At 69.4% G+C, this 24,961-nt stretch carries 25 protein-coding genes; 12 read left to right on the top strand and 13 right to left on the bottom strand.

The annotated features are described in order from the left end of the window. Positions 1–444: 444 nt before the first annotated feature. The 9 genes from flgN to QSJ95_RS10410 all read right to left on the bottom strand — a co-directional run bounded on the left by flgN (position 445) and on the right by QSJ95_RS10410 (position 8,146). Positions 445–885 carry a flagellar protein FlgN gene (gene flgN / locus QSJ95_RS10450; RefSeq protein ID WP_285642188.1) on the bottom strand — a complete coding sequence of 147 codons (441 nt, stop codon included), beginning with the start codon at positions 883–885 and terminating at the stop codon, positions 445–447. Then, on the bottom strand, positions 882–1,163 hold the full coding sequence (gene flgM / locus QSJ95_RS10445; protein ID WP_043271848.1) for a flagellar biosynthesis anti-sigma factor FlgM: 282 nt from the start codon (positions 1,161–1,163) through the stop codon (positions 882–884). The genes flgN and flgM overlap by 4 nt, the downstream gene beginning before the upstream one ends. 71 nt (positions 1,164–1,234) lie before the next feature. Further along, positions 1,235–1,660 carry a flagellar FliJ family protein gene (locus QSJ95_RS10440; RefSeq protein ID WP_009622775.1) on the bottom strand — a complete coding sequence of 142 codons (426 nt, stop codon included), beginning with the start codon at positions 1,658–1,660 and terminating at the stop codon, positions 1,235–1,237. After that, positions 1,657–2,991 carry a flagellar protein export ATPase FliI gene (gene fliI, locus QSJ95_RS10435; RefSeq protein WP_285642184.1) on the bottom strand — a complete coding sequence of 445 codons (1,335 nt, stop codon included), beginning with the start codon at positions 2,989–2,991 and terminating at the stop codon, positions 1,657–1,659. The genes QSJ95_RS10440 and fliI overlap by 4 nt, the downstream gene beginning before the upstream one ends. Positions 2,992–2,993: 2 nt before the next feature. Continuing rightward, positions 2,994–3,689, bottom strand: coding sequence for a flagellar assembly protein FliH (fliH, locus tag QSJ95_RS10430; RefSeq protein ID WP_009622779.1), 696 nt, complete (start codon positions 3,687–3,689; stop codon positions 2,994–2,996). A 7-nt stretch (positions 3,690–3,696) separates the two neighbouring features. Then, positions 3,697–4,740 (bottom strand): FliG C-terminal domain-containing protein, encoded by a 1,044-nt coding sequence (locus QSJ95_RS10425; protein ID WP_285642180.1) that lies wholly within the window; start codon positions 4,738–4,740, stop codon positions 3,697–3,699. Beyond that, a complete protein-coding gene (gene fliF / locus QSJ95_RS10420) occupies positions 4,712–6,394 on the bottom strand; it encodes a flagellar basal-body MS-ring/collar protein FliF (RefSeq protein ID WP_285642178.1) in 1,683 nt (560 codons plus the stop codon). The genes QSJ95_RS10425 and fliF overlap by 29 nt, the downstream gene beginning before the upstream one ends. A gap of 20 nt (positions 6,395–6,414) precedes the next feature. Continuing rightward, on the bottom strand, positions 6,415–6,741 hold the full coding sequence (gene fliE, locus QSJ95_RS10415) for a flagellar hook-basal body complex protein FliE (RefSeq protein ID WP_043313269.1): 327 nt from the start codon (positions 6,739–6,741) through the stop codon (positions 6,415–6,417). A gap of 13 nt (positions 6,742–6,754) precedes the next feature. Next, positions 6,755–8,146 (bottom strand): sigma-54 dependent transcriptional regulator, encoded by a 1,392-nt coding sequence (locus tag QSJ95_RS10410; RefSeq protein ID WP_285642175.1) that lies wholly within the window; start codon positions 8,144–8,146, stop codon positions 6,755–6,757. A 502-nt stretch (positions 8,147–8,648) separates the two neighbouring features. On the opposite strand from QSJ95_RS10410, the gene QSJ95_RS10405 reads away from it, so the two are divergent. From QSJ95_RS10405 to QSJ95_RS10375, 7 genes are read left to right on the top strand one after another with little or no spacing between them, the layout of a single operon-like run. Beyond that, positions 8,649–9,488 carry a FliM/FliN family flagellar motor switch protein gene (locus QSJ95_RS10405; RefSeq protein ID WP_285642173.1) on the top strand — a complete coding sequence of 280 codons (840 nt, stop codon included), beginning with the start codon at positions 8,649–8,651 and terminating at the stop codon, positions 9,486–9,488. Further along, positions 9,485–9,844, top strand: a complete 360-nt coding sequence (locus QSJ95_RS10400; protein WP_043271854.1) for a flagellar motor switch protein FliN — start codon at positions 9,485–9,487, stop codon at positions 9,842–9,844. Before QSJ95_RS10405 ends, QSJ95_RS10400 begins: the two co-directional genes overlap by 4 nt. After that, on the top strand, positions 9,841–10,596 hold the full coding sequence (gene fliP, locus QSJ95_RS10395) for a flagellar type III secretion system pore protein FliP (protein ID WP_285642170.1): 756 nt from the start codon (positions 9,841–9,843) through the stop codon (positions 10,594–10,596). The genes QSJ95_RS10400 and fliP overlap by 4 nt, the downstream gene beginning before the upstream one ends. Positions 10,597–10,603: 7 nt before the next feature. Then, entirely contained in the window at positions 10,604–10,876 is a 273-nt protein-coding gene (locus QSJ95_RS10390) for a flagellar biosynthetic protein FliQ (RefSeq protein ID WP_009622793.1), read from the top strand. Positions 10,877–10,878: 2 nt separating this feature from the next. Beyond that, positions 10,879–11,679: a flagellar biosynthetic protein FliR gene (fliR, locus tag QSJ95_RS10385; RefSeq protein ID WP_285642167.1), complete on the top strand. Its 801-nt coding sequence runs from the start codon at positions 10,879–10,881 to the stop codon at positions 11,677–11,679. Continuing rightward, on the top strand, positions 11,672–12,814 hold the full coding sequence (locus QSJ95_RS10380; RefSeq protein WP_285642165.1) for an EscU/YscU/HrcU family type III secretion system export apparatus switch protein: 1,143 nt from the start codon (positions 11,672–11,674) through the stop codon (positions 12,812–12,814). The genes fliR and QSJ95_RS10380 overlap by 8 nt, the downstream gene beginning before the upstream one ends. Next, positions 12,811–14,907, top strand: a complete 2,097-nt coding sequence (locus QSJ95_RS10375; RefSeq protein ID WP_064582856.1) for a flagellar biosynthesis protein FlhA — start codon at positions 12,811–12,813, stop codon at positions 14,905–14,907. The genes QSJ95_RS10380 and QSJ95_RS10375 overlap by 4 nt, the downstream gene beginning before the upstream one ends. On the opposite strand, the gene QSJ95_RS10370 is transcribed toward QSJ95_RS10375, so the two are convergent. After that, positions 14,908–15,252, bottom strand: a complete 345-nt coding sequence (locus QSJ95_RS10370) for a PilZ domain-containing protein (RefSeq protein ID WP_009622801.1) — start codon at positions 15,250–15,252, stop codon at positions 14,908–14,910. It abuts the gene before it with no gap. Positions 15,253–15,751: 499 nt separating this feature from the next. Here QSJ95_RS10370 and QSJ95_RS10365 point away from each other — a divergent pair, with 499 nt between their 5' ends. The 4 genes from QSJ95_RS10365 to QSJ95_RS10350 all read left to right on the top strand — a co-directional run bounded on the left by QSJ95_RS10365 (position 15,752) and on the right by QSJ95_RS10350 (position 20,578). After that, entirely contained in the window at positions 15,752–17,401 is a 1,650-nt protein-coding gene (locus tag QSJ95_RS10365) for a VRR-NUC domain-containing protein (RefSeq protein WP_285642162.1), read from the top strand. Next, a complete protein-coding gene (locus tag QSJ95_RS10360; protein WP_285642160.1) occupies positions 17,398–19,794 on the top strand; it encodes an ATP-dependent DNA helicase in 2,397 nt (798 codons plus the stop codon). The genes QSJ95_RS10365 and QSJ95_RS10360 overlap by 4 nt, the downstream gene beginning before the upstream one ends. An 89-nt stretch (positions 19,795–19,883) precedes the next feature. Further along, positions 19,884–20,453, top strand: coding sequence for a DUF4865 family protein (locus QSJ95_RS10355; RefSeq protein ID WP_285642158.1), 570 nt, complete (start codon positions 19,884–19,886; stop codon positions 20,451–20,453). Beyond that, complete coding sequence (locus QSJ95_RS10350) at positions 20,450–20,578, top strand: hypothetical protein (protein WP_285642156.1); 129 nt, start codon at positions 20,450–20,452, stop codon at positions 20,576–20,578. The genes QSJ95_RS10355 and QSJ95_RS10350 overlap by 4 nt, the downstream gene beginning before the upstream one ends. A 325-nt stretch (positions 20,579–20,903) precedes the next feature. Here the strand turns inward: QSJ95_RS10350 and QSJ95_RS10345 are convergent, their stop codons facing one another. Together QSJ95_RS10345 and tusA are read right to left on the bottom strand one after the other, a co-directional pair. Then, positions 20,904–21,767 carry a LysR family transcriptional regulator gene (locus tag QSJ95_RS10345; protein ID WP_285642154.1) on the bottom strand — a complete coding sequence of 288 codons (864 nt, stop codon included), beginning with the start codon at positions 21,765–21,767 and terminating at the stop codon, positions 20,904–20,906. Between the two features lie 274 nt (positions 21,768–22,041). Continuing rightward, complete coding sequence (tusA, locus tag QSJ95_RS10340) at positions 22,042–22,281, bottom strand: sulfurtransferase TusA (protein ID WP_009622807.1); 240 nt, start codon at positions 22,279–22,281, stop codon at positions 22,042–22,044. 157 nt (positions 22,282–22,438) lie between these two features. Here tusA and QSJ95_RS10335 point away from each other — a divergent pair, with 157 nt between their 5' ends. Then, positions 22,439–23,998 (top strand): alpha/beta fold hydrolase, encoded by a 1,560-nt coding sequence (locus QSJ95_RS10335; protein ID WP_285642151.1) that lies wholly within the window; start codon positions 22,439–22,441, stop codon positions 23,996–23,998. Position 23,999: 1 nt separating this feature from the next. Here QSJ95_RS10335 and QSJ95_RS10330 read toward each other — a convergent pair whose 3' ends face one another. Continuing rightward, complete coding sequence (locus tag QSJ95_RS10330; protein ID WP_009622809.1) at positions 24,000–24,878, bottom strand: MaoC family dehydratase; 879 nt, start codon at positions 24,876–24,878, stop codon at positions 24,000–24,002. Positions 24,879–24,961: the final 83 nt, after the last annotated feature.

Here is a 24,961-nt window from a genome sequence, read left to right as displayed (position 1 = left end):
GCCGGAAATGTCGTTTCCGCCTGGCGGTGCGGGAGGTGCTTTGCTTTCAAGGCGACCGTTGGGTCGGGTGGGTTAAGTGGGGGAAGGTTTTTCGAAAAGTGCGAACCGGTTACTCAGGTGCGCGGTGGATATTCCGCCCCTCTCCCCAACCCTCTCCCTGAAGGGAGAGGGAGCTGTCCTCTGCGCGCTGCAGGTTCGGCGTGATCCTGTGACTGCAGTTTGCTCGCGAACCTTGCAGTCACTGGGTTATTCCCCTTCGGGCCAGCGCAAGCGCTGTTCGCGATGGAGCCGCGTCCCGCGTTCGCGGGAATGACGAGGTGAAAGGATGGTGCCAGACCTACAAACCGCTCAGGACAGCCCCCTCTCCCGCTTGCGGGAGAGGGGGCTCTTAGGCCCTTCGCCAGGCAAAAAAACGGCGCCCGAAGGCGCCGCGAAAGGAAAACCTCAATACTCCGGCGAGTACACCCCATGCCCGCCCTGCCCCGCCAGCAGCTGGCCGATGATCTCGTTGTGCATCGCCAGCAGGCGGCCGTTGCGTTCGTTGAGCAGGCGGCATTCCTCCACCTGCTCAGCCAATGCCTGCCAGTCGCGCTGCAGGGGTTGGCGGCCGGCGCCAGGGAAGTGTTCGAGCAGGCGCTGCATGCCGGCGCGGCCGATGTCCAGGCCGAAGGCCTGGAGCACCCTGGCGCGGCGTTCGGCGCGTTGGCGCACGGCTTCCACCAGTTCGCCGATGCGGGCGTTGCTGCGGGCGATGGCCTCGCTGTCGCGGGCCAGCAACTGGTCGTGCAGGTCCAGCAGCGCGCTGCGCAGGTACAGGTAGTCCGCGCGGTCGAGGCGGATGTCGGCCTCGATCAGTTGCAGCAGGCGGGCGCGTCTTTCGCTCATGCACCGCCGCCGTGGAAGTCGAGCATGCTGCGCGACAGCGCCTCGGGGTCGAGGGAGACTTCGCCGCGGGCCAGGGCGTCGCGGATCGCGGCGACCTTGTCCAGGTCCACTTCCGGCAGCGCGCCCAGGGCTTCCTGGACCTGCTCCAGCGGCAGCGCGCCGCTGCCGGCCGGCGCCTGGGCGGCGGGGCGCGCGGCTTCCTCGCGCTGGCTGCGCTGGGGGGCGGCGCTCTGCACGGGGGCGCCGATGACGGGCTTGAGTTGCCGGGTGATTTCCATGTTCGCGTCCAGAAAAAAGGGGTTCTACCGACCGACAGGCGACCGGCTCGGCGAAGAACTTAAATGCTGCCTCATGCGCCCTGGCTCCGCCACCAGCTCTGCGCCGCCAGGCCGTCCTGGATTTTCTGCTCCTGGCGCGCCAGTTGTGTCTGCCATTGCTCCAGGCGCGATTCGATGACCTGCTCCAGCACCTTCTCGCCGCGCATGGCCTGCAGCAGCTCGCCCTGGATGCGCTCCAGCGTCTGCTCGGCCACTTCCAGCTCGCGCTTCTGCAGGGCCAGCATGCGGAACAGCGTGGCCTTGTACTGCTGCTGGTTGCCGCGCTGCAGCTCGGTGCTGGTGGGCACCACGAAGCCGCACAGGCGCGTCAGGCCGGTGATGTTGTTGCGGTAGCGCTGGCACAGGCCGCGCTGGTAGTTCACCCGGCCGAGCATCTCGCGCACGCGGTTGCTCCGCACGCTGGCCAGGCGGCGCAGGGTGTCGATCTGTTCCTTCATAGCCGCAGGGCCTGTTGCAGGTGTTCGAGGCTGGCGGCCAGGTCGGCGCCTTCGTTGACTTCCTGGCGCAGGAAGCGCTCCAGCGCCGGGGCCAGTTGCACGGCGCGGTCGGTGCGGGCGTCCAGGCCGGCGGTGTAGCCGCCCAGGGGGATGAGTTCGCGGATTTTCTCGTAGCTGCCGTGCAGCTCCTTGAACTGCCGCGCCGCGCGCAGGTGCGCCGGCTCGCCGACCTGGGCCATGCAGCGGCTCACCGAGGCGCCGATGTCGATCGCCGGGTAGTGGCCGACGTCGGCCAGTCGGCGCGACAGCACGATGTGGCCGTCGAGGATGGCACGGGCGCTGTCGGCGATCGGGTCCTGCTGGTCGTCGCCCTCGGCCAGCACCGTGTACAGCGCGCTCAGGCTGCCGCTGCCGGCCACGCCGTTGCCGGCGCTTTCCACCAGTTCCGGGAGCATGCCGAACACCGACGGCGGGTAGCCCTTGGTGGCCGGCGGCTCGCCCAGGGCCAGGGCGATCTCGCGCTGGGCCATGGCGTAGCGCGTCAGCGAATCCACCAGCAGCAGCACGTCGCGGCCCTGGTCGCGGAAGTAGGCGGCGATGCTGTGGCACAGCTCGGTGGCCTTCAGGCGCATCAGCGGCGACTCGTTGGCCGGCGCCACCACCACCACGGCCTTGCGCCGGCCTTCCTCGCCGAGGGAGTGCTGGATGAACTCCTGCACCTCGCGGCCGCGCTCGCCGATCAAGCCGACCACCACCACTTCGGCCTTGGTCTGCCGGGTGATCATGCCCAGCAGCACGCTCTTGCCCACCCCGCTGCCGGCGAACAGGCCGACGCGCTGGCCCTTGCCAAGGGTCAGCAGGGCGTTGATGGCGCGCACGCCGACGTCCAGCGCCTCGGTCACTGGGCGGCGCTTGAGCGGGTTGACCGACGGCAGCTGCGCCGAGAGCGCGTCGCGCCCGCCCAGGCGGCCGCGTTCGTCCAGGGGTTCGCCGAGGCCGTTGACCACCCGCCCCAGCCAGGATTCGTCGATGCGTAGCGCGGCCTGTTCCTCGGCCGGGAACACCCGCGAGCCGGCGGCCAGGCCCACCGGCTTCTTGAACGGCATCAGGTAGGTGGTGTCGCGGTTGAAGCCGACCACCTGGGCGTCCAGCAGGCTGCCGTCGGCCTGTTCCACCAGGCAGCGCTGGCCGGTGGCGCGGCGGCAGCCGAGGCTTTCCAGCAGCAGCCCGGAGACGCGCACCAGGCGCCCGCTGACCTTGGCCAACTGCACCGAGTCCAGCGAGCGCAGGGCCTGGTCGACGTCGAGGCTGAAGCTTTCGCCCAGGGCCATCGTCAGTCGTCGCCCAGCAGGTGTTCGCCGAGCACCTGCATGCAGCTGTCCAGGCGTTGCTGGCAACCGATGTCGGTTTCTTCCTCGGCGGTGAGCAGGCGGCATTCGCCCAGGGCCAGGCGCTCGTCGGGGACCAGGCGCCAGGCGGCGGCGCGTTCCGGCGCCAGCTCGCGGATGCGCGCGCATTCCTCGGGGTTGAGCAGCAGCTGCACGCTGTCCGGCTGTTCCGGCATGGCCGCCAGGGCCTCGTCGGCCAGGCTCAGCAGTTGCGTGGGGTGCAGCGTCAGCTCGCAGCGGATGACCTGCCGCGCCACCTTCTGCACCAGTTCCAGCAGTTGTTCGCGGCGCTGCGCCTCGAAGGCCTCGGCGAAGCGGCGAAATTCCTCGCACAGCCGGTCCAGCGGCTGGGCGGCGGTCTCGAAGACGCGGCGGCCCTCCTCGCGGCCTTCCTCGCGCCCCTGGCGCAGGCCTTCCTGGCGGCCCAGGCGCAAGCCCTCTTCATGGCCGGCCTCGCGGCCCTGCTCCAGGCCTTCGCGGTAGCCCTTGTCGCTGCCCTGCTGGTAGCCGTCGGCCACCGCCTTCTGCAGCTCGGCCGGGTCGCCGCCCTGCCATTGCTCCTGCAACGCCCCGCTGCAACGCGGCGGGAAGCGGTACGGCCGCCAGTCGCGGGCGCCGCCGCGGATCACCTTGACCGTCATGGGCGCCTCACTCCACCGTCTGTTCGCGGAACAGCTGCAGCTGGATCTCGCCTTCGGCGGCCAGCTCGCGGACCATCGCCATGATGTCGCGGCGCACCTGCTCGACGCGGCTCAGCGGTACCGGGCCCTGGCGGCGCTTGATGGCGTCCATCTGCTGCGCCTGGCGCTTGGGCATGGCTCCCTGGATGGCCTTGACCAGCGCCGGCTCCGCCCCCTTGAGCGCCACCACCCACTCTTCCAGGGGAATGGCTTCGAGCAGCGCCTGCAGGGTGTCCTGGCTTTGCCGGGAGAGGATGAAGAAGTCGTACATCTCTTCCTCGATGCGCTCCACCAGGCCGGAGTCGTGGCTGCGCAGCAGCTCGAACATATGGTTCCGGTCGCCCTTGAAGCGGTTCATGATGTCCGCCGCCTGCTTGATGCCGCGCACCTGCGAGCCCTGGGTGGAGAGCACCGCCAGGCTGCGGTCGATCAGTTGTTCCAGCTCGGCGATGACCTCGCCGCTGACCTCGCTGAGGTTGGCGATGCGGTACAGCAGCTCGTCCTGGCGCTCGGCCGGCAGGCATTCGAGCACCTGGCTGGCCATGGACGGCGGCAGGAAGGCGAGGAACACCGCCTGCATCTGCGCATGCTCGTTGGCGATGAGGGCGGCGAACTGCTTGGGGTCCAGCCATTCCAGGCGGGCCATGCGGGCGCGGATTTCCTCGCCGTAGATGCTGTCCAGCAGGCTGCGGGTGATGTCGCTGCCCAGGGCCTTGCCGAGCATGCCGGCGAGGTAGCCGCGGGAGGCGCCCTTGATGCTGCTCTGCTCCTTGTAGTCCTCGAAGAAGCGGCCGATCACGTCCGACACCATGGGCAGCTTGACGTTGTTCAGCCGCGCCATGGCCTGGCTGATGCTGATGATCTCCTCGCGGGAGAAGTGCCGCAGCACCCCGGCCGAGGTCTCGTCGCCCATGCTCAGCATGAGGATCGCCGCCTGCTCCATGGAGCTCATGGCGCGCCGGCGCACCGGCACGCGCGCTTCGTCAGCCGACGGGGTTGAGGTCTCGCTCATTGCGCCCTATCCATTGCTTGATCACTTCGGAGACCCGCTCGGGATCGTTCTTGGCGAGCATCTGCAGGTGCTCGATCTGGTGTTCCAGGCCCGAGCCCGGCGCCGGCAGGCGGATTTCCGAGAGCGGGTTGAGTTCGCTGAACACGCCCAGGGCGCGCGGCGCGTCGCCGACCCGCGCCAGCAGGCGTTCGCCATGCTCGTTGCCCAGCAGCGTGCCCAGGCCCTCCTCGCCCGCGGCCGGCGCCGGCTTGCGCTGGGTCAGGCTGCGCACCGCGGGGCGCACCACCAGCAGCAGCAACAACAGGCTGACCAGGCCGAACACGCCCAGGCGCACCCAGCCCTGCAGCTGGGCGTCGTCCCACCAGCGCACAGGCTCGTCCAGCGGCGCGGCGGCGACGAAGGGCAGCACCGAGAGCGACAGGCTGTCGCCGCGCGCGGCGTTGAAGCCCACGGCATTCTTCACCGCCTGCTCCAGCTGCTTGCGGGTTTCCTCGCTCCAGCCGCCCTCGGGGGCCGCGGCGGCGTTGATCATCACCGCCACGCTCTGCTGGCGCAGGTTGAAGGGCGCGTGCTTGACGTGGGTGATGTTCTGGTCGTAGTCGAGCTGGCGGTTGGACTCCTTGCGCTGCGAGGTGGCCGCCTTGTCCTGGGTGTTATTGGCTGGCGCGGCGCCGGCCTGGGCGTTGCCCTGGCCCTGCTGCGGCTCCGGCGGCTTGACCGGCGCGCGGTTGCTCAGCGAGCCGGGCACGCCCAGGGCCAGTTCGTCCAGGGTGCTGTCGTCGCGCAGGGTCTCGCGGCGCAGGCGCGGCGTGTCGCCGTAGCTCTGCAGGGTCTCTTCCTTCTGGCTGAAGTCGATGTCGGCGGCCACGCTGACGCGGTAGTTGCCCGGCCCGACGATGGGCGCCAGCACCTGCTCGACGTTGGCCACCGCCTTCTGCTGGAAGTCGTCCACCAGCTGGCCGTTCTGCTGCGCCCCGCCCCAGGCGGCGAGCCCGCGGGAGAGCAGCACGCCGTGCTGGTCGACCACGCTGACGTTCTCCGGCTGCAGCTGCGGCACGCTGTTGGCCACCAGGTTGACCACTGCCGCCACCTGCTCCGGCTTGGGCCGGAAGCCCGGGGCCAGCTGCAGCATCACCGAGGCCTTGGCCGGCTCGCGCTGGCTGACCACGAAGGAACTCTGCTGGTCGATGGCCAGGTGCACGCGGGCCTGCTGCACCCCTTCCATGGCCATCACGGTGCGCGCCAGCTCGCCTTCCAGACTGCGCTTCAGGCGCACGTCCTGGACGAACTGGCTGGTGCCCAGCGGCTCGTCCTTGTCGAACAGTTCGTAGCCGGCCGGCACCGCGACCTTCACGCCCTTGGCCGCCAGCAACATGCGCGCCCGCGCCAGCTGGTCGTCGCGCACCAGCACCTGGCCGCTCTGCGGGTGCAGGCGGTAGGCGATGCTGTCGGCGTCCAGCACCTGCATCACCTCGGCCGCCGGGTAGGCTTCGCCGGCGCCGTACAGCGGGTGGAAGGCGCCCTGGTCGCGCCACAGGTACCAGGTGCTGCCCAGGGCCAGCAGCGCGGCGCCGCCGGCCAGGCCCAGCAGGCTCAGGCGCGGGTCCAGACGCAGCTTGTCCAGGGGCAGGCGGTCTTTGATCTTCTGCAGCACGGTTCAGCCCTTGTGCGCCGTCACAGCGGCATGTTCATGACTTGGTCGAAGGCGGTGGCGAGCTTGTTGCGCACCTGCAGCAAGGCGCTGAAGGACACGCTGGCCTGCTGGCTCTGGACCATGGCGCCGGCGAGGTCGTCGCTGCGCCCGGCGTCCACTGCGGCCATGGCTTCGCTGGCCTGGTGCTGCTGGGCGTCGACGGCGCGCAGGGCGTCCTCGAAGGCGTTGCCGAAGCCCGGCTCGGCGCCGGGGGCCTCGCTGGCCGGGCGGATGGGCGCCGCCGACAGCGCGCGCAATTGCTGCATCTGCCCGAGCATCTCGCTGCGGGCCTGCTCGATGGGGTTCATCGCGACTCTCGTTTCAGAAGGACAGGTTCACGCCCTGCTCGCGCATGGCGTTGAGGCGGTAGCGCAGGGCCCGAGGCGTCATGCCGAGGCTTTCCGCGGCCTTGGTCTTGTGCCCGCCGAAGCGGCGGATGGTGTCGATCACGTGCTGGTACTCGGCCCACTTGCCGCTGGCGCGCAGGGCCGCCTTGCCGCCCTCGCCCGGCAGCGGCGCCGCCGCGGCCACGCTGGCCAGCTGCTCGGCCGGCGGCGCGAGCCCCAGGTCGCGCGGCTGGATGAACAGCCCGGCGCGCAGCACCAGGGCGCGCTGGATGACGTTCTCCAGCTCGCGCACGTTGCCCGGCCAGTCGTGGGCCAGCAGGGCCTGCCGCGCCGCTTCGGTGAGCAGCTCGGCGTGGCGTTCCTGGGGTGCGTACTGCTGGATGAAGCGCTGCGCCAGGGGCAGGATGTCGTCCTTGCGCTCGCGCAGCGGGCTGATGTGCAGCGGCAGCACGTCGAGGCGGAACATCAGGTCGGCGCGGAAGCGTCCGGCGCTGACTTCTTCCTGCAGGTCGCGGTTGGTGGCGGCGATGACGCGCACGTTCAGGCGGATTTCGCGCTGCCCGCCCAGGCGCTCCACGCGCTGCTCCTGCAGCACGCGCAGCAGCTTGGCCTGCAGGCCCAGGGGCAGTTCGCCGATCTCGTCCAGCAGCAGGGTGCCGCCGTTAGCCTGCTCGAACTTGCCCGGCTGGGCGCTGACCGCGCCGGTGAAGGCGCCGCGCTCGTGGCCGAAGAGGATGGATTCGAGCATCTGCTCGGGAATCGCCGCGCAGTTCACCGCCACGAAGGGCGCCTGCGGCTCGGCGGAGAAGCGGTGGATGTAGCGCGCCATCAGCTCCTTGCCGGTGCCGGTCTCGCCAGTGATCAGGATCGGCGCGCGGGTCTGCGCCACGCGCTGGGCCAGGGCCAGCAGGCGACGCCCGGCGCGCGACTGCGAGACGAAGCCCTCGCCGGCCACCGCCGCCTGTTCCTGGCGGTGCAGCAGCGCGGCCAGCTGGCTTTCGCTGAAGGGCGCCAGCAGGTAGTCGATGCAGCCCATTTCCAGCAGCTGGGCGGCCATTTCCTGGTCGGCGTATTCCACCACCGGCACCAGGCTCAGCTGCGGCACGCGCTGCAGCAGTTCGCTGATCTGCGGGAAGCTGCGCTGCGGGCGGCGCTCGGCGAAGACGAAGACCGGGCCGCAGGCCGCCAGGTCGACGGCGTCCAGCCCGGCCGCGTTCTTCACCCGCAGCACGTTCCGGCCCAGGCGCGCCAGGCCGTCATTGAGCAGGTCCAGGCCGATCTCGCCGGCGCCGCCGACGATCACCACCTGTTGCTCCGCCAGGCTGGCTTCTTCATTGCAACTGGCCAATTGACTGAACTGTTTCACTGCAACTTTCCTGCGTCTGGGCCGCCCTCGGGACGGCACTCGGTTATTCCATCCAGCCCACGGCGGCGATGAACTTTCATTTGCTGGCGGGCAGTGGCCGAATGAACTTCCGGCCTCTATAGGAAGGAATGACCGAACACCTTCCCTTTAATTACGAAGGGGCCTTAAGGAATGACTTTTTCCTGTCGCCCTTCAACTGTGCGAGGGAACTTTTCCAACAGAACCTCGTCACAGGCGCAACGTTAACCAGCGCACACCGCGACCGACGAGTCAGTTTTCGTCAAATCCGCTCAGGCGTCCGCGAATGACGATCAAAAACGTCATTTGATATCTATTGATTTAACCGCCAGGGCCCGCCTGCCTAGACTTCCGCCCCAATCGCAGGCTCTGCCGCGCGTCGAACCGATGCCCGCGGCGAGCACCCAGGGTTCGCCCCGCGCCGCCTCAGGCCGCGCCCCGGCGAACCCCTGCGCAGCCCCACTTCCGGAAGTCGACCCAACCCATGACTGGCCAATCCAAAGTCCACCACGGCGTGCCCTCGGAAAGACTCGTGCGCCTGCAGCCGCACAAGTTGGGCCGGCATTACCACAAGGTTCCGCAATATATTCGCGAGATCGCCCACAAGCATCCGCGCATCATCAGCGATTATTTCCTGCGTAGTTACCGCATCAACCTGGAACTGCAGAAAGTCGAGGTCCAGGAAAGTACTCCGCGGCCGGCCGAATGCATCTTCCGCTGCCCTTCCGGCAAGGTCGGTTTCGCCATCGACCGCCCGCTGCTGACCGAAGCCCTGGAGTGCTACTACGGCGGCACCTCGCTGCCCAGCCACGATACCCCGCCGATCAGCACCTCCGAGCAGCGCATGCGCAAGCGCCTGGGGGTGGACGTGACCCAGCTGTTCGCCCGCTCGCTGCTGCTGGGCGACACCTTCGGCGAGCTGACGCCCCACGACAACGACTACGAGCTGGCGAGCTGGGAGTACGTGGCCGAGTTCCACTTCCTCAGCCACATCACCGGCAGCCAGGCCTCGCTGTTCATCTACCTGGACGCCGAGCTGGCCGACGCGCTCACCACCCGCCTGGCCGGCCCGCCGCCGGCGCGCCTGGGCGGCAGCCCGGCGCAGCATCTATTGCACCTGCCGGTGCGCCTGGACTGCGTCATCGCCGCGCTGCAGATGCCGCTGGCCCAGGCCCTGGAGCTGCGCCCCGGGGACATCCTGCCGGTGCGCCTGCTGGAGCGCTGCGAGGTGCAGGTGAACCAGCAGAAACTCTTCCGCGGCACCCTCTTCGAAGAAGACGGCGGCCTCTTCCTGACCTCCCTCGAGAGCGTGAAAAGCCCATGAGCCAAGTCACCGACAGCGAACTGGACAACCTCCTCAACGACGCCGGCCTGGCCCTGGACGAGGCGCCGGCGGCCGGCCCCGAGGCGCTGGCCGCGCCGCGCCAGGACCTGAGCTTCTTCGGCAAGATTCCGGTGAACCTCACCCTGGAGGTGGCCTCCACCGAGATTTCCCTGAAGGAGCTGATGGAAGTCGACGCCTCCAGCGTCATCGTCCTCGACAAGCTGGCCGGCGAGCCGCTGGACCTGAAAGTCAACGGCGCGCTGTTCGCCAAGGCCGAGGTGGTGGTGATGAACGGCAACTACGGCCTGCGCGTGCTGGAACTGTGCGGCGCCGGCCTGGACGACCTGGCCCGATGAAGCGCGCGCGGCACTGGCTGGCCCTGGGCCTGGCGCTGGCCGGCATGCTGCCCGGCGTGGTGCTGGCCGCCGGCGGCGAGATTTCCCTGCTGAGCCTGAACGACACCGGCCACGGCCAGGAGCTGAGCGTGAAGCTGCAGATCCTGGTGGTGATGACGCTGCTCGGGCTGCTGCCGGCCATGCTGCTGATGATGACCAGCTTCACCCGCTTCATCATCGTGCTGGCCATCCTGCGCCAGGCCATGGGCCTGCAGCAGAGCCCGCCGAACAATGTGCTGGTGGGCATCGCCCTGTGCATGACACTGCTGGTCATGCGCCCGGTGTGGAAGGAGGTCTACACCGAGGCCTACGAGCCCTTCCAGCGCGACGCCATCACCCTGGAGCAAGGCCTGGGCAAGGCCAAGGCCAGCCTCAGCCGCTTCATGCTCGCGCAGACCGGCAAGACCTCGCTGGACACCCTGCTGGCCCTGGCCGGCGAGAAGATGCCGGCGGACAAGGCCGACCTGGACTTCTCCCTGCTGCTGCCGGCCTACGTGCTCAGCGAGCTGAAGACCGCCTTCCAGCTCGGCTTCATGATCTTCGTGCCCTTCCTGGTCATCGACCTGGTGGTGGCCAGCGTGCTCATGGCCATGGGCATGATGATGCTCTCGCCGATGATGATCTCGCTGCCGTTCAAGCTCATGGTGTTCGTCCTGGTCGACGGCTGGGCGCTGCTGATGGGCACCCTCACCTCCAGCATCCAGCCGTTCTGAGACCGCCATGCTCACCCCGGAATACGCCGTCGAGATCATCGCCAACGCCGTGCACATCACCGCCATCGTGGTCTGCGTGCTGGTCCTGCCGAGCCTGCTCGGCGGCCTGCTGGTGAGCATCTTCCAGGCCGCCACGCAGATCAACGAGCAGATGCTCAGCTTCCTCCCGCGGCTGCTGATCACCCTGGGCATGCTGGTGTTCGCCGGGCACTGGATACTGCGCACCCTCAGCGACCTGTTCATCGAGACCTTCAAGCAGGCCGGGCACCTGGTCGGCTAGCCATGCACGCCAACGAGTCGCTGCTGCAGGCCAGCCAGTACCTGCAGGAACTGCAGCGCTACTGGTGGCCGTTCTGCCGGATCATGGCCATGCTCGCCATGGCACCGCTGCTCAACCACCGCTCGCTGCCGCGCCAGGTGCGCATCCTCCTGGCCATCGGCCTGACCCTCGCGCTGGCCGGTGCCCTGCCCCGCCCGCCGGCCATCGAAGCGCTGTCGGCCGAAGGCCTGCTGGCGGCGCTGGAGCAGATCGCCGTGGGCGCCGTACTGGGCCTTGCGCTGCAACTGGTGTTCGTGATCTTCAGCCTGGTCGGCGAGGTGGTCTCCACGCAGATGGGCATGGCCATGGCGCGCTACAACGACCCGGTGAACGGCGTGTCCTCGTCCTCGGTGGTCGGCCAGTTGTACTTCCTGCTGCTGGCCCTGCTGTTCCTCGCCAGCGACGGCCACCTGCTGGTGGTCAGCGTGCTCTACCAGAGCTTCCACTACTGGCCGGTGGGCGGCGGCCTGGCCTACGCCGGCTTCGCCACCCTGGCCTACGCCCTGGCCTGGGTGTTCTCCGCGGCCACCCTGATCAGCCTGCCGCTGGCCTTCTGCATGTTCCTCGTACAGTTCTGCTTCGGCCTGCTCAACCGCATCTCGGCGGCGATGAACCTGTTCTCCCTGGGCTTCCCCATGGCCATCCTCACCGGCCTTGCGTGCATCCGCCTGACCCTGCCGGACCTGCCCGACACCTACCTGCAGCTGACCCGCGCGCTGCTGGACAACCTCGGCCAGCTGCTGCGAGGCACCGGCCATGGCTGAACAGGGCGGCTCCCAGGAAAAGACCGAAGAGGCCAGCGAGCACAAGCTGCGCCAGAGCCGGCAGAAGGGCCAGGTGCCGCGCTCCAAGGACCTGGCCGGCACCGTGGCGCTGCTCTGCACCCTGCTGGTGCTCAAGGCCTGCGTCGGGCGCTTCTTCGACGGCCTGGCCGACAGCTTCCGCTTCGCCTACCTGGACCTGAACCGCAGCGAGGTGGGCCTGGACGACCTGGCGCTGATCCTCGGCCAGCACATCTGGCTGATGGTCCAGCTGCTGCTGCCGCTGCTGCTCACCCCGCTGCTGGTGGTGGCCTTCGGCATGGTCCCCGGCGGCTGGATATTCGCCTCGGCCAACCTGGCGTTCAAGGCCAGCAAGCTCAACCCCATCACGGGTCTTGCGCGGATGTTCTCGCTGCAGAACCTCACCGAGCTGCTCAAGTCGCTGCTGAAGATGGCGGTGCTGCTGGGCGTGGCCTGGTACCTGCTGCTGGACGCCCTGCCGCAGCTCATCGCCCTGCAGCGCAGCGACATCCGCAGCGCCATCGGCGGCGCCCTGGGCCTGCTGTTCGACACCCTGATCGGCCTGCTGGCGGTGTTCGTGTTCTTCGCCCTGCTGGACATCCCGCTGCAGCGCTTCCTGTTCCGCAAGCGCATGCGCATGACCAAGCAGGAGCGCCGCGAGGAGCACAAGACCCAGGAAGGCCGCCCGGAAGTGAAGGCGCGCATCCGCCAGGTGCAGCGCCAGTTGCTGCAGCGCCAGATCAACCGTGTGCTGCCCAGGGCCGACGTGGTGCTGACCAACCCGACGCACTTCGCCGTGGCCCTCAAGTACGACCCGCACAAGGCCCAGGCGCCCTACGTGCTGGCCCGCGGCATGGACGACATGGCCCTGTACATCCGCCAGATGGCCGCCAGGCACAATCTTGAAGTGCTGGAGGTGCCGCCGCTGACCCGCGCCATCTACTTCAGCACCCAGGTCAACCAGCAGATTCCGGCCGGGCTGTACACCGCCGTGGCCCACGTCCTCACCTACATCCTGCAGCTGCGCGCCTACCGCCAGGGGCGCCGGCTGCGCAAGCCGGAACTGGCCAAGAACCTCCCCATCCCCGACAGCCTGGCAAGCAGAGGCCAACCATGAACTTCCTCGAGCAGCTCCTGCCGACACTGCGCAGCGGGCGGATCGGCATCCCGCTGGTCATCCTCTCCATCCTCGCGATGATCATCCTGCCGCTGCCGCCGCTGCTGCTGGACGTGCTCTTCACCTTCAACATCGGCATCGCCCTGCTGGTGCTGATGGTCAGCGTGTCCTCGCGCAGCCCGCTGGACTTCTCGCTGCTGCCCACGGTGGTGCTGGTCACCACCCTGCTACGGCTGTCGCTGAACGTGGCCTCCTCGCGGGTGGTGCTGCTCGACGGGCACACCGGCTCGGCGGCCGCCGGCAAGGTGATCGAGGCCTTCGGCCACGTGGTCATCGGCGGCAACTTCATCGTCGGCCTGATCGTCTTCGTGATCCTCACCATCATCAACTTCATGGTCATCACCAAGGGCGGCGAGCGCATCTCCGAGGTCACCGCGCGCTTCACCCTGGACGCCCTGCCGGGCAAGCAGATGTCCATCGACGCCGACCTCAACGCCGGCCTGATCGACCAGGCCGAGGCCAAGAAGCGCCGCGCCGAGGTGTCCAAGGAGGCCGACTTCTACGGGGCCATGGACGGCGCCAGCAAGTTCGTCCGCGGCGACGCCATCGCCGGCATCCTGATCCTGCTGATCAACCTGTTCGGCGGCGTGGCCATCGGCGTATTCGTCTACGCCATGGCCGGCGCCGACGCCTTCCGCCAGTACGCCCTGCTGACCATCGGCGACGGCCTGGCGGCGCAGATCCCGGCGCTGCTGCTGTCCACCGCGGCAGCGATCATCATCACGCGGGTCAACGAGTCGGCGGAGATCACCGCGCTGGTGCGCCGGCAGATGCTCGCCTCGCCCTCGCTGCTGTACACGGTGGCGGGCATCGTTACGGTGCTGGCGATAGTCCCCGGCATGCCGCACCTGGCGTTCCTCAGCTTCGCCGCGCTGATCGCCTTCGTCGCCTGGCGCGTGTCCCTGGCCGAGCCGCCGGGCGAGGCGCAGAGCCTGGAGCAGGTCGAGGCCATCGGCAAGGCCATGGACCAGGAACGCGCCCAGCAGCTGGGCTGGGAAGACATCCCGCTGGTGGAGCGGCTGTCCATCTCCCTGGGCTACAAGCTGGTCGGGCTGGTCAACGAAGCCGGCGGCGCCCCCCTGGTGCAGCGCGTGCGCGGGGTGCGCCAGACGCTGTCGGAGAGCCTGGGCTTCCTGCTGCCGGAAATCCACATCCGCGACAGCCTGCGGCTGAAGGCCTCGCAGTACGCCATCCACATCAGCGGCGAGCGCATCGACGGCGCCGAGCTGCACGCCGACCGCCTGATGGCCATTCCCTCGGCGGAAACCTACGGCGAGGTCGACGGCATTCTCGGCCACGACCCGGCCTACCTGATGCCGGTGGTGTGGATCCGCCCGGAGGACAAGCCGCGCGCGCTCAACCTCGGCTACCAGGTGATCGACTGCGCCAGCGTCATCGCCACTCACCTGAACAAGGTGATCCGCGAGCACCTGCCGGACATCTTCAAGCACGACGACGTCGAGCACCTGATGCAGCGCCTGGCGGCCCAGGCGCCGAAGCTCGCCGAGCACCTACGCGCGCAGCTGAGCTTCAGCCTGCAGCACCGGGTGTACCGCCAGTTGCTGCAGGAACAGGTGCCGCTGCGCGACCTGGTGAGCATCGCCACCACCCTGGTGGAAGCCGCCGAGACCACCAAGGACCCAGTGCTGCTGGCTTCCGACGTGCGCTACGCGCTGCGCCGCAGCATCGTCTCGGGCATCGCCGGGGAGCGCGGCGAGCTGTCGGTGTTCATCCTCGACAACAACCTGGAGAACACCCTGCTCAGCGCCCTGGCCATCGCCCAGCAGGCCGGCCCGGTGAGCCTGGACAACATCCCGGTGGAGCCCAACCTGCTCAACCAGCTGCAGAACACCATGCCGGTGGTGAAGGAGAAACTGCGCAAGGAAGGCCACCCGCCGATCCTCACCGTGATGCCGCAGCTGCGCCCGCTGCTGGCGCGTTATGCAAGGGTCTTCAGCCCGGGGCTGCACGTGCTGTCGCAGAACGAGATACCCGAGCGGGTGGCGGTGAACGTCCTCGGCACCCTCGGCTGATCAGTTGGGCGTGGCGCTGCGGCGCCCGGCGCGCAGCTCGGTCATCAGCTCGTTGAAGGAAACCGAAGGCTGTTCCAGCGCAAGGCCGGCCTCGTACTGGCCGGTCTGGGCGTTCTCCCCCGACCACACGCAGCGCACCTTCACCTGCGCCTCGCGCATGCGCTCCTCGCGGTCGCGCATGCGCAGGCGCAGCTCCAACTGGCTGTCCGGCGCCAGCAGCACGTCGCAGCGGATCTTCAGGCCGCTTTCGGAAAGGTCGGCGACATAGCCGAGCAGCTCGCCGCCGGCGTCGAGCACGCGGATGCGAAACATGGAGCGGAATACGATACGGTTGTGCTGGCGCATACCCGACCTCGTCGTGCGGGGGATTTGAAATGCAGGGCGACCGGGGGGCGGGAAACCTTAAGGCCGGCGTTGAAACTGTAGGAGCGAGCTTGCTCGCGAACAACGGTGCCAAGCCTGGCTCCGGAGCAGGGCCGAAGTCCGCAACCCTCTCCCCAGCCCTCTCCCTGAAGGGAGAGGGAGCCGTCCGTGCCGAGAGAAGGCCTGGCTTCAACCGGCAGTCTCCGCACTAGCCGGCTAACGCCGAAACACCAACGCACGCCGAACGGTCCCCTCTCCCTTCAGGGAGAGGGTTAGGGAGAGGGAACGGACTCAACCCCAGGCGATTTAGCGACAGGGAGAAACCATTCGCGAGCAAGCTCGCTCCTACGAAAAGCCCAGAAGCCCAGAAGCCCGAAAGCCCACCCCCCCCCACCAACAAATCCCCCCGCCCATCCCCCACCGATTGCCAATCCCCACCCCACCTGATATCTGTATAAAGATACAGCCCCTGCCCTCGCCCATGCCCTTCCAGACCGACCCGCGCTTCTACTACCTGGCCAACTTCCACCGCGCCCTCGCCTGGCTGGAAGAACGCTACGACGACCTCTTCGACACCGCCGAGCGCGCCTTCCTCCGCGACTTTCAGGCCATGCCGCTGGAGGCCCGCGCCCTGCTGGTGCGGCTGATCATGCGCAAGGGCCCGCACTTTCGCGCCAGCAAGCTGGACTACGCCGAGATCGGCTGCCCGCGCCGGGCCGCCGCGCCGCTGCTGGAGGCCGGCTGGCTGGATGGCGCCGCCGCGCTGGGCCTGGAGGAACTCTTCGGCCTGCTGCGCAAGGACGAGATCCTCGATTGCTTCGGCGCCCAGCTGTCCAGCCGCCAGTTGCGCAAGCCGGAGCTACTGGCCGAACTGGCCGAGGCCGAACCCGCACCGCGCACCTTCGCTGCCTGGTGCCCGCAACTGGACGAGGCGGTCTACAGCCTGGCCATCGCGCCCCAGGTGGAGCGCCTGCGCCTGATGTTCTTCGGCAACCTGTACCAGGACTGGACCGAATTCGTCCTCACCGACCTGGGCATCCTGCGCTACGAAACCGTCCCGCTGACCCGCGAATCCCGCGGCTTCGCCAGCCGCGAGGAGATAGACGCGCACCTGTTCCTGCAACGCTGCCGCGAAGCCTTCGACCTGGGCGCCGCCGCCCAGGAACTGCTGCCGCTGATCGCCAGCGTCGACTGCGGCACCGCCCAGCTGCAGCGCCGTCGCGGGCGCGTGCTGTTCCACATCGGCCAGCAACTGGAGCGCGAGGCCGACTGGGAGGGCGCCTTGCAGGTCTATGCCGCCAGCGAACACGTCGCCGCCCGCCAGCGCCAGGTGCGCGTGCTGGAGCGCCTGGAACGCCATGCCGCAGCCTACGACCTGGCCCTGCAAGCCGCGGCCCAACCCCAGGACGCCGCCGAGGCGCAGCTGATCGAGCGCGCCCTGGTGCGCCTGCGCCGCCAGCTCGGCCACGCCCAGCCGGCTAAGGCCAAGGCCGCGCCGCCGCCACGCATCGACCTGGAGCTGGAGCCGCAGCCCGGCCTGAGCGTCGAGCAGTGCGTGCAGCTGCACCTGGCCCGCCCCGAAGCGCCGGTGCACTACGTGGAGAACACCCTGGTCCTCGGCCTGTTCGGCCTGCTCTGCTGGGAAGTGATCTTCACCCCGCTGCCCGGCGCCTTCTTCCACCCCTTCCACGCCGGCCCCGCGGACCTCTACGACAGCCGGTTCCGCGCCCGCCGCGCCGAGCTGTTCGAAGCCCGCCTGGCGCTGCTGGACAGCGGCGCCTACGCCGACGAAATGCGCCGCATCCACCGCGAGAAGCAGGGCCTGCAATCGCCCTTCGTGTTCTGGGAGCTGCTGGACGAAAGCCTGCTGGAACAGGCCCTGGCCTGCCTGCCGGCGGCGCACCTGAAAGCCTGGTTCGGCCGCCTGCTGGAAGACCTGCAGGCCAACCGCGCCGGCATGCCCGACCTGATCCAGTTCTACCCCGCCGAGCGCGGCTACCGGATGATCGAGGTGAAGGGCCCCGGCGACCGCCTGCAGGATAACCAGAAGCGCTGGCTGGCCTTCTGCGCCGAGCACGGCATGCCGGTGGAGGTCTGCTACGTGACCTGGGCCGGGGAGCCGGCCGCATGAACTACCAGGTCGCGGTGCGCGCCCTCTGCGAATTCACCGCCAAGGTCGGCGACCTCGACCTGCGCTTCACCCCTTCGCCCAGCGCCCAGGAAGGCATGGCCGGGCACGCCACCGTGGTCGGCCGCCGCGACCCCGGCTACCTCGCCGAGCTGCCGCTGGCCGGCGCCTACCGCAACCTGCTGGTGCGCGGCCGCGCCGACGGCTACGACCCGGCGCGCAACTGCCTGGAAGAGATCAAGACGCACCGCGGCGACATCTCGCGCATCCCCGACAACCACCGCCAGCTGCACTGGGCCCAGGCCAAGGTCTACGGCTGGCTGCTCTGCGCCCTGCAGGACCTGGAGCAGATCGACCTGGCGGTCGTCTACTTCAACGTCATGACGCAGAAGGAAACGGTGTTCCAGGAAAGCTTCAGCGCCGACGAACTGCACGCCTTCTTCGAGGAGCACTGCCAGCGCTTCGTGGTCTGGGCCGAACGCGAGATGGCCCACCGCGCGGCCCGCGATGGCGCCCTGGAAAGCCTGCGCTTCCCCTGGCCGCAGTTCCGCCACGGCCAGCGCCAGCTCGCCGAGGCGGTGTACCGCGCCGCCCGCGATGGCCGCCACCTGATGGCCCAGGCCACCACCGGCATCGGCAAGACCCTCGGCACCCTGTTCCCGCAGCTCAAGGCCATGCCCGGCCAGGGCCTGGACCGGTTGTTCTTCCTCAGCGCCAAGACCCCCGGCCGGCGCCTGGCCCTGGAAGCCCTGGCCAGCCTGCGCCAGGACGAGCCCGAGCTGCCGCTGCGGGTGCTGGAGCACGTGGCCCGCGACAAGGCCTGCGAACACCCGGACAAGGCCTGCCACGGCGACTCCTGCCCGCTGGCCAAGGGCTTCTACGACCGCCTGCCGGCCGCGCGCCTGGCCGCCCTCGACGGCGCCTGGCTGGACCAGGCGCGGGTCCGCGAGGTGGCCCGCGAGCACGCCATCTGCCCCTACTACCTGAGCCAGGAACTGAGCCGCTGGGCCGACGTGGTGGTGTGCGACTACAACTACTACTTCGACATGAGCGCCCTGCTCTACGCCCTCACCGCGCTCAACGAATGGAAGGTGGCGCTGCTGGTGGACGAGGCCCACAACCTGGTGGAGCGCGGGCGCAAGATGTACACCGGCGAGCTGGACCAGGCCGACTTCCAGGACCTGCGCCGCATCGCCCCGGCCAAGCTCAAGGGCGCGCTGGAACGCGTCGGCCGCCACTGGAACCAGCTGCACCGCGACCAGGAGCTGGAATACCAGGTCTACCCGCTGGCCCCGGAGCTATTCATCCTCGCGCTGCAGAAGGCGGTGACCGCCATCACCGACCACCTCAGCGAACAGCCCGACGGCAACAGCCTGGAGCTGCTGAGCTTCTACCTCGACGCCATGGCCTTCTGCCGCCTGGCCGAGGCCTTCGGCGAGCACTCGCTGTTCGACATCACCCGCCGCCAGACCGAAAGCGGCCGGGTCTATTCCACCCTGTGCCTGCGCAACGTCATCCCCGCGCCCTTCCTCGCCCCGCGCTTCGAGGAAGCGCACAGCTGCACGCTGTTCTCCGCCACCCTGACGCCGGCGCACTACTACCGCGACCTGCTGGGCCTGCCCGAGGACACCGCCTGGATCGACGTGGAATCGCCGTTCCGCGCCGAGCAGCTGGAAGTGCAGGTGGTGCGCAACCTATCCACCCGCTACCAGCACCGCGCCCAGTCGGTGCGGCCGATCTGCGAGCTGATGGCGCGCCAGTACCGCGAACGGCCGGGCAACTACCTGGCCTTCTTCAGCAGCTACGCCTACCTGGAGCAGGTGCGCGAACGCTTCGTCCGCGACGAGCCGGGCGTGCCGGTCTGGGTGCAGGCGCGCAACATGGACGAGAGCGAGCGCGAGGGCTTTCTCGAACAGTTCCGCAACGGCGGCCGCGGCATCGGCTTCGCGGTGCTCGGCGGCGCCTTCGGCGAAGGCATCGACCTGCCCGGCGACCGCCTGATCGGCGCCTTCGTCGCCACCCTGGGGCTGCCCCAGGTGAACACGGTGAACGAGGAAATCCGCCAGCGCATGCATAACCAGTTCGGCGACGGCTACGACTACACCTACCTCTACCCCGGCCTGCAGAAGGTGGTGCAGGCGGCCGGCCGGGTGATCCGCACCCAGCAGGACGAAGGCGTGGTCTGGCTGATCGACGACCGCTTCGGCCGCAGCGAAGTGCGCCAGTTGCTGCCGCGCTGGTGGACGGTGCGCAGCTGCCGCCTGGCCCTGCCGCCGCCGGAGCCGGAAGCGGAAAACAGCGCGCCACGCAAGGCGCCCGCGCCCCCGGCCCGCCAGCGCCCGGCACGGCCGAAGCCGGAACAGGCCCAGGGCGAGCTGGGTTTCAATGATTTCTAGATCGAATCACTGAAACAAGTATCCATACCTGTTTCACATGAAAACGGCCGCGCAGACTCCTTCCAGCCCATGCTGAAAAGGAGCCCGCCATGTTCGCCATGCAATACAGCCACCGCCTGCCGGCGGAGCACGATCTCGACGCCATCCGCCAACGCGCCGCCGCCAAGGGCCCGCAGTGGGACGCCTGGCCGGGCCTGGCGTGCAAGGCCTTCGTCCTCCAGGAAAAGGGCCGCCACGGCGCCGAAGGCAACCTCTACGCCTCGGTCTACCTCTGGCACGAACCGGCCGCCGCCGCGGCCTTCCTGGCCGGCGAAGCCTTCCAGGGGGTGATCGACGCCTTCGGCCGCCCGCCGGTGGAAACCTGGCTGCCCCTCGCCGCCCGCCGCGGCCCGGCCTTCGATCGCCCGGCCCGCGCGCTGTACCGCGAGGAACTACCCTTGCCAGATAGAGGCGCCGCCGCCCTGCGCGACGGCGCCCTGGCCGCCGGCGAGGCGCTGCTGGGCCGGGAGGATGTGCTGGCGGTCTGGCTGGTGGCCGACCTGCAACGCTGGAGGCTGCTGCGCTTCAGCATGAGCGCCGGGGCGCTGGAGCTGCGTGCGGACAGCGTCGGCTACGAAGTCCTGTACCTGGCACGGCCAGGGCTGGAGCGACTGCCATGAACGACAGGCAGAAACGGGAACTGGCGGCACAGCTGGCAGGGCTGGCCTTCGGCGCCTTCATGGTGCTGGGCATGGCCTGGGGCGTGGCGCGGGTGGCGCGGGTGGCGCGGGTGCTGGTGGGGTGAGGGTGGGCTTTTCGTAGGAGCGAGCTTGCTCGCGAATGGAGTTTCCCGGTAACTGCGATGTTTCGGATTGACTCCGCTCCCTCTCCCTAACCCTCTCCCTGAAGGGAGAGGGGACCGTTGGGCAGAAACGGGTATTACGGAGTCAGCCGGAAACTCTGGCGTATCCGGCGAACATCAGGCTTGCAGCCGGCACGGACAAGCCCCCTCTCCCTTCAGGGAGAGGGCTGGGGAGAGGGTGCTCTTGGTCTGGCGCTGAAGTCCCAGGAAGCCTCGTTCGCGAGCAAGCTCGCTCCTACGAAAAGCCCCCAGGTCGGATAGCCATCCCCTACCCCACCGTACTCCGCACCGCCGCCACCAACGTCCGCAACATCCCCCGCGCCTGCGCATCCCGCGGATGGGAGAACAGCAGCACATCCCGCCCCGGCAACGCCGGCAGCCCCAGCCGCGTCCCCACGTCCTCGCAACCCGCCGGCGCCACCCGGCGGCCCAGGGCCGCCACGGCTATCCCGGCGCTGACCGCCGCGCCAATGGTCATCAGCCCACCACCGACGAACACCTCGCGCCAGGCCACCCCGGCCTGGTCCAGGGCGTCCACCGCCATGCGCCGCACGCTGCAGGGCTCGGCCTGGGCGGCCAGGGGCAGCGGCTGGCCGGGCAATGGCTGGAAGTCGGCGGCGCCCATCCAGGCGAAGGGTTCCTGCAGCACCACCTCCGCATCCTGCCGCGGCGGGCCCTGTTGCAGCACCAGGGCCACGTCCAGTTCGCCACGGTCGAAGCGTTCCAGGGTTTCCCGCGAGCTGTCCACCCGCAGCTCCAGCAGCAGGCCCGGCTCGGCGCGGGTGAGCTGGCGCAGCAGGCCCGGCAGTTCGGCGCCGACGATATGGTGGCTGATCCCCACCACCAGCCGCCTGGGTTGGCCGCCGGCGAACGCGCCCAGCGCCTGGCGGTGCGCCGCCACCAGGCCGCGGGCCGCCTCCAGGAACACCCCGCCGTCGGCGGACAGGCGCACCAGGCGCGGCGTGCGCTCCAGAAGGCGGCGGCCGAGATGGTCTTCCAGGCGCTTGATCTTCAGGCTCACCGTCGACTGGGTGCTGGCCAGGGCCTCGGCGGCGCGGGTGAAGCTCTTCAGCTCGGCGACCAGCACGAAGGCCTGCACGGCCTCGATGTCCAGGGCTTTCATGGCGGGCATGTCCATTTCCAATGATGGAGAACGGGCAGCATTCGTTTTCGCCATGGAAAGGTCAAGCGCGAGGTGTTTCGTGGTGGCCGGCGTAGGGCGCATAACGCCTACGGCGTTATCCGCCGACTGGCCTATCTCATCGTCAACGCCATGGCCGGGCCTGGCGCTCCCCGCAAGCATGTCCAGGCTCGGCCCCGAGCGGGGTTCGGCCAAGGCCAAACGGCGGATAACCGCGAACGGTTATTCGCCCTACGTCCAGGAAACATCGTCGGCGATGACAGGCTCAATCGAGCTTCTTGCGGATCCAGTACAGGTAGGTGCCCGCCTCTTCCTGCTGTTCCACCAGTTCGTGGCCGAGGAAGATGCAGAACTTGGGGATGTCGCGGCGGGTGGAGGGGTCGGTGGCGATGACCTTGAGCAGGCCGCCGGCCGGCAGGTCGCGCACCTTGTTGTGCAGCATCATGACCGGTTCGGGGCAGTTCAGGCCGGTGGCGTCGAGAATGGCGTCGACAGGTTGGGACATGGAAAGGCTCCGCAAAACGAATGGCGCATTGTCGCCCAAAGCGCGGGCAGGGTCACGCCTGGCGGGCGAACGGCGGCGGGCCAATCTTTCGTCGGGCCCGTGGCCTGGCCCGCTGGGCTAAGCTCGGCGCCTTCCCCGACAGCGGATGTCCCCGCCCATGCGCCTGCCCGCCCTGCTCTGCCTCGCCTTGCTGCTCGCCGGCTGCGCCGCCCGCGACAACCTCCCCGACTATTCCGCCAGCGCCGGCCAGGACCTGCCCGCCACCTGGTACGACGCGGTGATCAGCGCCCGCGACGGCACGCGGCTGTCCGCCACCGTGTTCCAGCCGGCGCTGAAGGCCGGCGAGACGGCGCCGCTGATCGTCCACACCCACGGCTGGGGCGGCTGGCGGGTGACCGGGCCGGAGGGTTTCTACGGCAAGAACATGATGTCCGGCCGCGCCGCGCTCAAGGCCTGGAAGGCCGGCTACTGGGTGCTCAGCTACGACCAGCGCGGCTGGGGCGGCAGCGACGGGCGCATCGAGATGATGGACCCGCGCTTCGAGGTGAGCGACGCCAGCGCGGTGATCGACTGGGCCGCCGCGCACCTGCCGCGCCTGCGCATGGACGGCCCGGGCGACCCGCGCGTGGGCATGCTCGGCGAGAGCTACGGCGGCGCCGTGCAACTGCTGGCGGCCAGCGAGGACCGGCGCATCGACGCCATCGTGCCCATCGCCACCTGGTACGACCTGAGCGACGCCCTGGCCCCGGGCGGCCAGTTGAAGATGGGCTGGGGCGGCGTGCTGCTGGGCCTGGGCATCGCCACCGGCTACGACCTGGGCAAGTTCGCCCAGGCCGACTACCTGCACAGCGCCAGCGGGCGCATGGCCGAACCGGTGCGCGCCGAACTGGCCGCCCACAGCCTGGCGCGCTACTGCGCCGAGGGCCGCCGGCCCCACGCCGACGCCCTGCTGATCCAGGGCCTGCGCGATACCCTGTTCCCCCTCGACCAGGGCCTGCAGATCCGCCAGTGCCTGCGCCAGGGCAGCGCCGACGTGCGCCTGCTGGGCATGCAGGGCGGGCACATCCTGCCGCCGCCACTGCAGGCCTGGAGCGGCCTGCCGCCATTCAACAACGAGCCGGTGATCCACTGCGGCGGGCGCGCCATCGACCTCTACCAGGGCATCCTCGCCTGGTACGAGGAGAAGCTGCGCCAACGCCCCGGCGCCGCCGACAGCGTGCCGTCGCTGTGCGTCAGCCTCGACCTGGACCAGGGCCTGGCGCTGGACGAGCTGCCCGCACCCGGCCCCGTCGTGGCCTTGCCGCCAACGCCGGTGCGGCCGGTCAGCAGCGGCCTCTTGCAGCCGCGCACCTTCATCCCGCTGCAGCAGGTCGCCGAGCCCAGCGCGCTGCTCGGCAGCGCGGAGATTCGCCTGGCCCGGCCGCTCGGCCCGGGCGACCAGGCGCTGCTGTTCGCCTCGCTGGCGATCCGTGGCGCCGACGGCCGCACGCGGGTGCTGAACGAACAGGTCAAACCGCTGCTCAACCAGGGCGCCACGCGGCTCAACGCGGTCAGCGCCAGCCTGGCGGCGGGGGACGAGATCGGCCTGCTGGTCAGCGGTTTCAGCGGCCAATACCTGTTCAACGGTTCCTGGAAGTTCGCCGCGGTGGACCTGCAGGGCGAAGTGCAGTTGCCCGCCCTGCTGCCGCTGCAGCCGCGCCTGGCGGCCGGCCGCTGAATCAGCGCAGCGGCCCGGCGGGCGCCTCGTCCAGCTGGGCCAGCAGCATCGGCTCGTCGCCGCCGTCCACCGGCAGCAGCGCCCACTGTTCCTTGTGGCCCAGGCGGCGGTGGCTCTGGCGCACCTGGCTGCCCAGCGGCAGCGGCGCCTTGAAGTGCACGTCCAGGCGCACCTGCTCGGCCAGGCGCCGGCCGGTGAGGCTGCGCGCCAGGCTCCACATGCCGTGGGCGAAGGGTTTGCCGAAGCCGTAGCGCGAGGCCATCAGGCGCGACAGGTGCAGCGGGTTGAAGTCGCCGCTCAGGCCGGCATAGCGCCAGCCGGCGATCTTCGGCACGCGCCACTGCACGCCGGGGTGCGCGGGCACGTCGAGGGTGTGCCACTGGGCGCGCTCGGGCAGCGCGTCGGGCTCGGCGTGGTCGTCGAGGAAGTCGCCGCGGCGCAGGTAGGTGGTGATCGACTGCCAGTAGAGCATGTCGTGGTGCCAGACCTCGGTCGCCACGTCCACCTCCAGCCCCAGCGGGCTGCGCCGGCTGGTGAGGATGCGGCAGTCCAGCTGCAGTTGGGCGTGCTCGTCGAGCATGCGGTAGCGCTGGATGTGGCTGCGCAGGTGGATCAGCCCGAGGATCGACAACGGCATGCGCGAACGGCTGAGCAGGCGCAGGTGCAGCGGCAGGCTGATCACCTGCGGGTAGAGCAGCGGCACGCCCAGCGCCGGGTCCAGGCCGAAGTGCTGGCGGTAGGCGCGCAGGTGGCGGGCGTCGAAGCGCAGGCTGCGGCTGTCCATGGCCAGGTTCGGCAGGCGCTCGCCGCGGCCCAGGCCACGGCGCGGCAACAACATGCGGCTGTAACTGCCCAGCAGCGAGGGCAACTTTCGCTTCACGAGCGGCTCCGGGAGGGGGTGCGCCGCACAGCATGGTCGCTGCGCGGCGCAACGGCAAGTCGCCGAAGGTCGCGGGTCGCAGG

It is taken from the genome of Pseudomonas sp. NBRC 100443 (assembly GCF_030268185.1).
GTDB classification, from domain to species: domain Bacteria; phylum Pseudomonadota; class Gammaproteobacteria; order Pseudomonadales; family Pseudomonadaceae; genus Pseudomonas; species Pseudomonas citronellolis.
This window is presented reverse-complemented; position numbering and strand designations above follow the sequence as displayed.

What these genes read in the sequence shown, in the direction of transcription:
- QSJ95_RS10370 (WP_009622801.1), bottom strand. Translation starts at nt 15,252, where the DNA reads ATGCGCCAGCACAACCGTATCGTATTCCGCTCCATGTTTCGCATCCGC.
- tusA (WP_009622807.1), bottom strand. Translation starts at nt 22,281, where the DNA reads ATGTCCCAACCTGTCGACGCCATTCTCGACGCCACCGGCCTGAACTGC.
- flgM (WP_043271848.1), bottom strand. Translation starts at nt 1,163, where the DNA reads ATGGAAATCACCCGGCAACTCAAGCCCGTCATCGGCGCCCCCGTGCAG.
- QSJ95_RS10440 (WP_009622775.1), bottom strand. Translation starts at nt 1,660, where the DNA reads ATGAAGGAACAGATCGACACCCTGCGCCGCCTGGCCAGCGTGCGGAGC.
- QSJ95_RS10350 (WP_285642156.1), top strand. Translation starts at nt 20,450, where the DNA reads ATGAACGACAGGCAGAAACGGGAACTGGCGGCACAGCTGGCAGGGCTG.
- QSJ95_RS10375 (WP_064582856.1), top strand. Translation starts at nt 12,811, where the DNA reads ATGAACTTCCTCGAGCAGCTCCTGCCGACACTGCGCAGCGGGCGGATC.
- flgN (WP_285642188.1), bottom strand. Translation starts at nt 885, where the DNA reads ATGAGCGAAAGACGCGCCCGCCTGCTGCAACTGATCGAGGCCGACATC.
- QSJ95_RS10400 (WP_043271854.1), top strand. Translation starts at nt 9,485, where the DNA reads ATGAGCCAAGTCACCGACAGCGAACTGGACAACCTCCTCAACGACGCC.
- QSJ95_RS10425 (WP_285642180.1), bottom strand. Translation starts at nt 4,740, where the DNA reads ATGAGCGAGACCTCAACCCCGTCGGCTGACGAAGCGCGCGTGCCGGTG.
- QSJ95_RS10390 (WP_009622793.1), top strand. Translation starts at nt 10,604, where the DNA reads ATGCTCACCCCGGAATACGCCGTCGAGATCATCGCCAACGCCGTGCAC.
- fliI (WP_285642184.1), bottom strand. Translation starts at nt 2,991, where the DNA reads ATGGCCCTGGGCGAAAGCTTCAGCCTCGACGTCGACCAGGCCCTGCGC.
- fliP (WP_285642170.1), top strand. Translation starts at nt 9,841, where the DNA reads ATGAAGCGCGCGCGGCACTGGCTGGCCCTGGGCCTGGCGCTGGCCGGC.
- QSJ95_RS10360 (WP_285642160.1), top strand. Translation starts at nt 17,398, where the DNA reads ATGAACTACCAGGTCGCGGTGCGCGCCCTCTGCGAATTCACCGCCAAG.
- fliE (WP_043313269.1), bottom strand. Translation starts at nt 6,741, where the DNA reads ATGAACCCCATCGAGCAGGCCCGCAGCGAGATGCTCGGGCAGATGCAG.
- QSJ95_RS10355 (WP_285642158.1), top strand. Translation starts at nt 19,884, where the DNA reads ATGTTCGCCATGCAATACAGCCACCGCCTGCCGGCGGAGCACGATCTC.
- QSJ95_RS10365 (WP_285642162.1), top strand. Translation starts at nt 15,752, where the DNA reads ATGCCCTTCCAGACCGACCCGCGCTTCTACTACCTGGCCAACTTCCAC.
- QSJ95_RS10405 (WP_285642173.1), top strand. Translation starts at nt 8,649, where the DNA reads ATGACTGGCCAATCCAAAGTCCACCACGGCGTGCCCTCGGAAAGACTC.
- QSJ95_RS10345 (WP_285642154.1), bottom strand. Translation starts at nt 21,767, where the DNA reads ATGCCCGCCATGAAAGCCCTGGACATCGAGGCCGTGCAGGCCTTCGTG.
- QSJ95_RS10335 (WP_285642151.1), top strand. Translation starts at nt 22,439, where the DNA reads ATGCGCCTGCCCGCCCTGCTCTGCCTCGCCTTGCTGCTCGCCGGCTGC.
- fliR (WP_285642167.1), top strand. Translation starts at nt 10,879, where the DNA reads ATGCACGCCAACGAGTCGCTGCTGCAGGCCAGCCAGTACCTGCAGGAA.
- QSJ95_RS10380 (WP_285642165.1), top strand. Translation starts at nt 11,672, where the DNA reads ATGGCTGAACAGGGCGGCTCCCAGGAAAAGACCGAAGAGGCCAGCGAG.
- fliH (WP_009622779.1), bottom strand. Translation starts at nt 3,689, where the DNA reads ATGACGGTCAAGGTGATCCGCGGCGGCGCCCGCGACTGGCGGCCGTAC.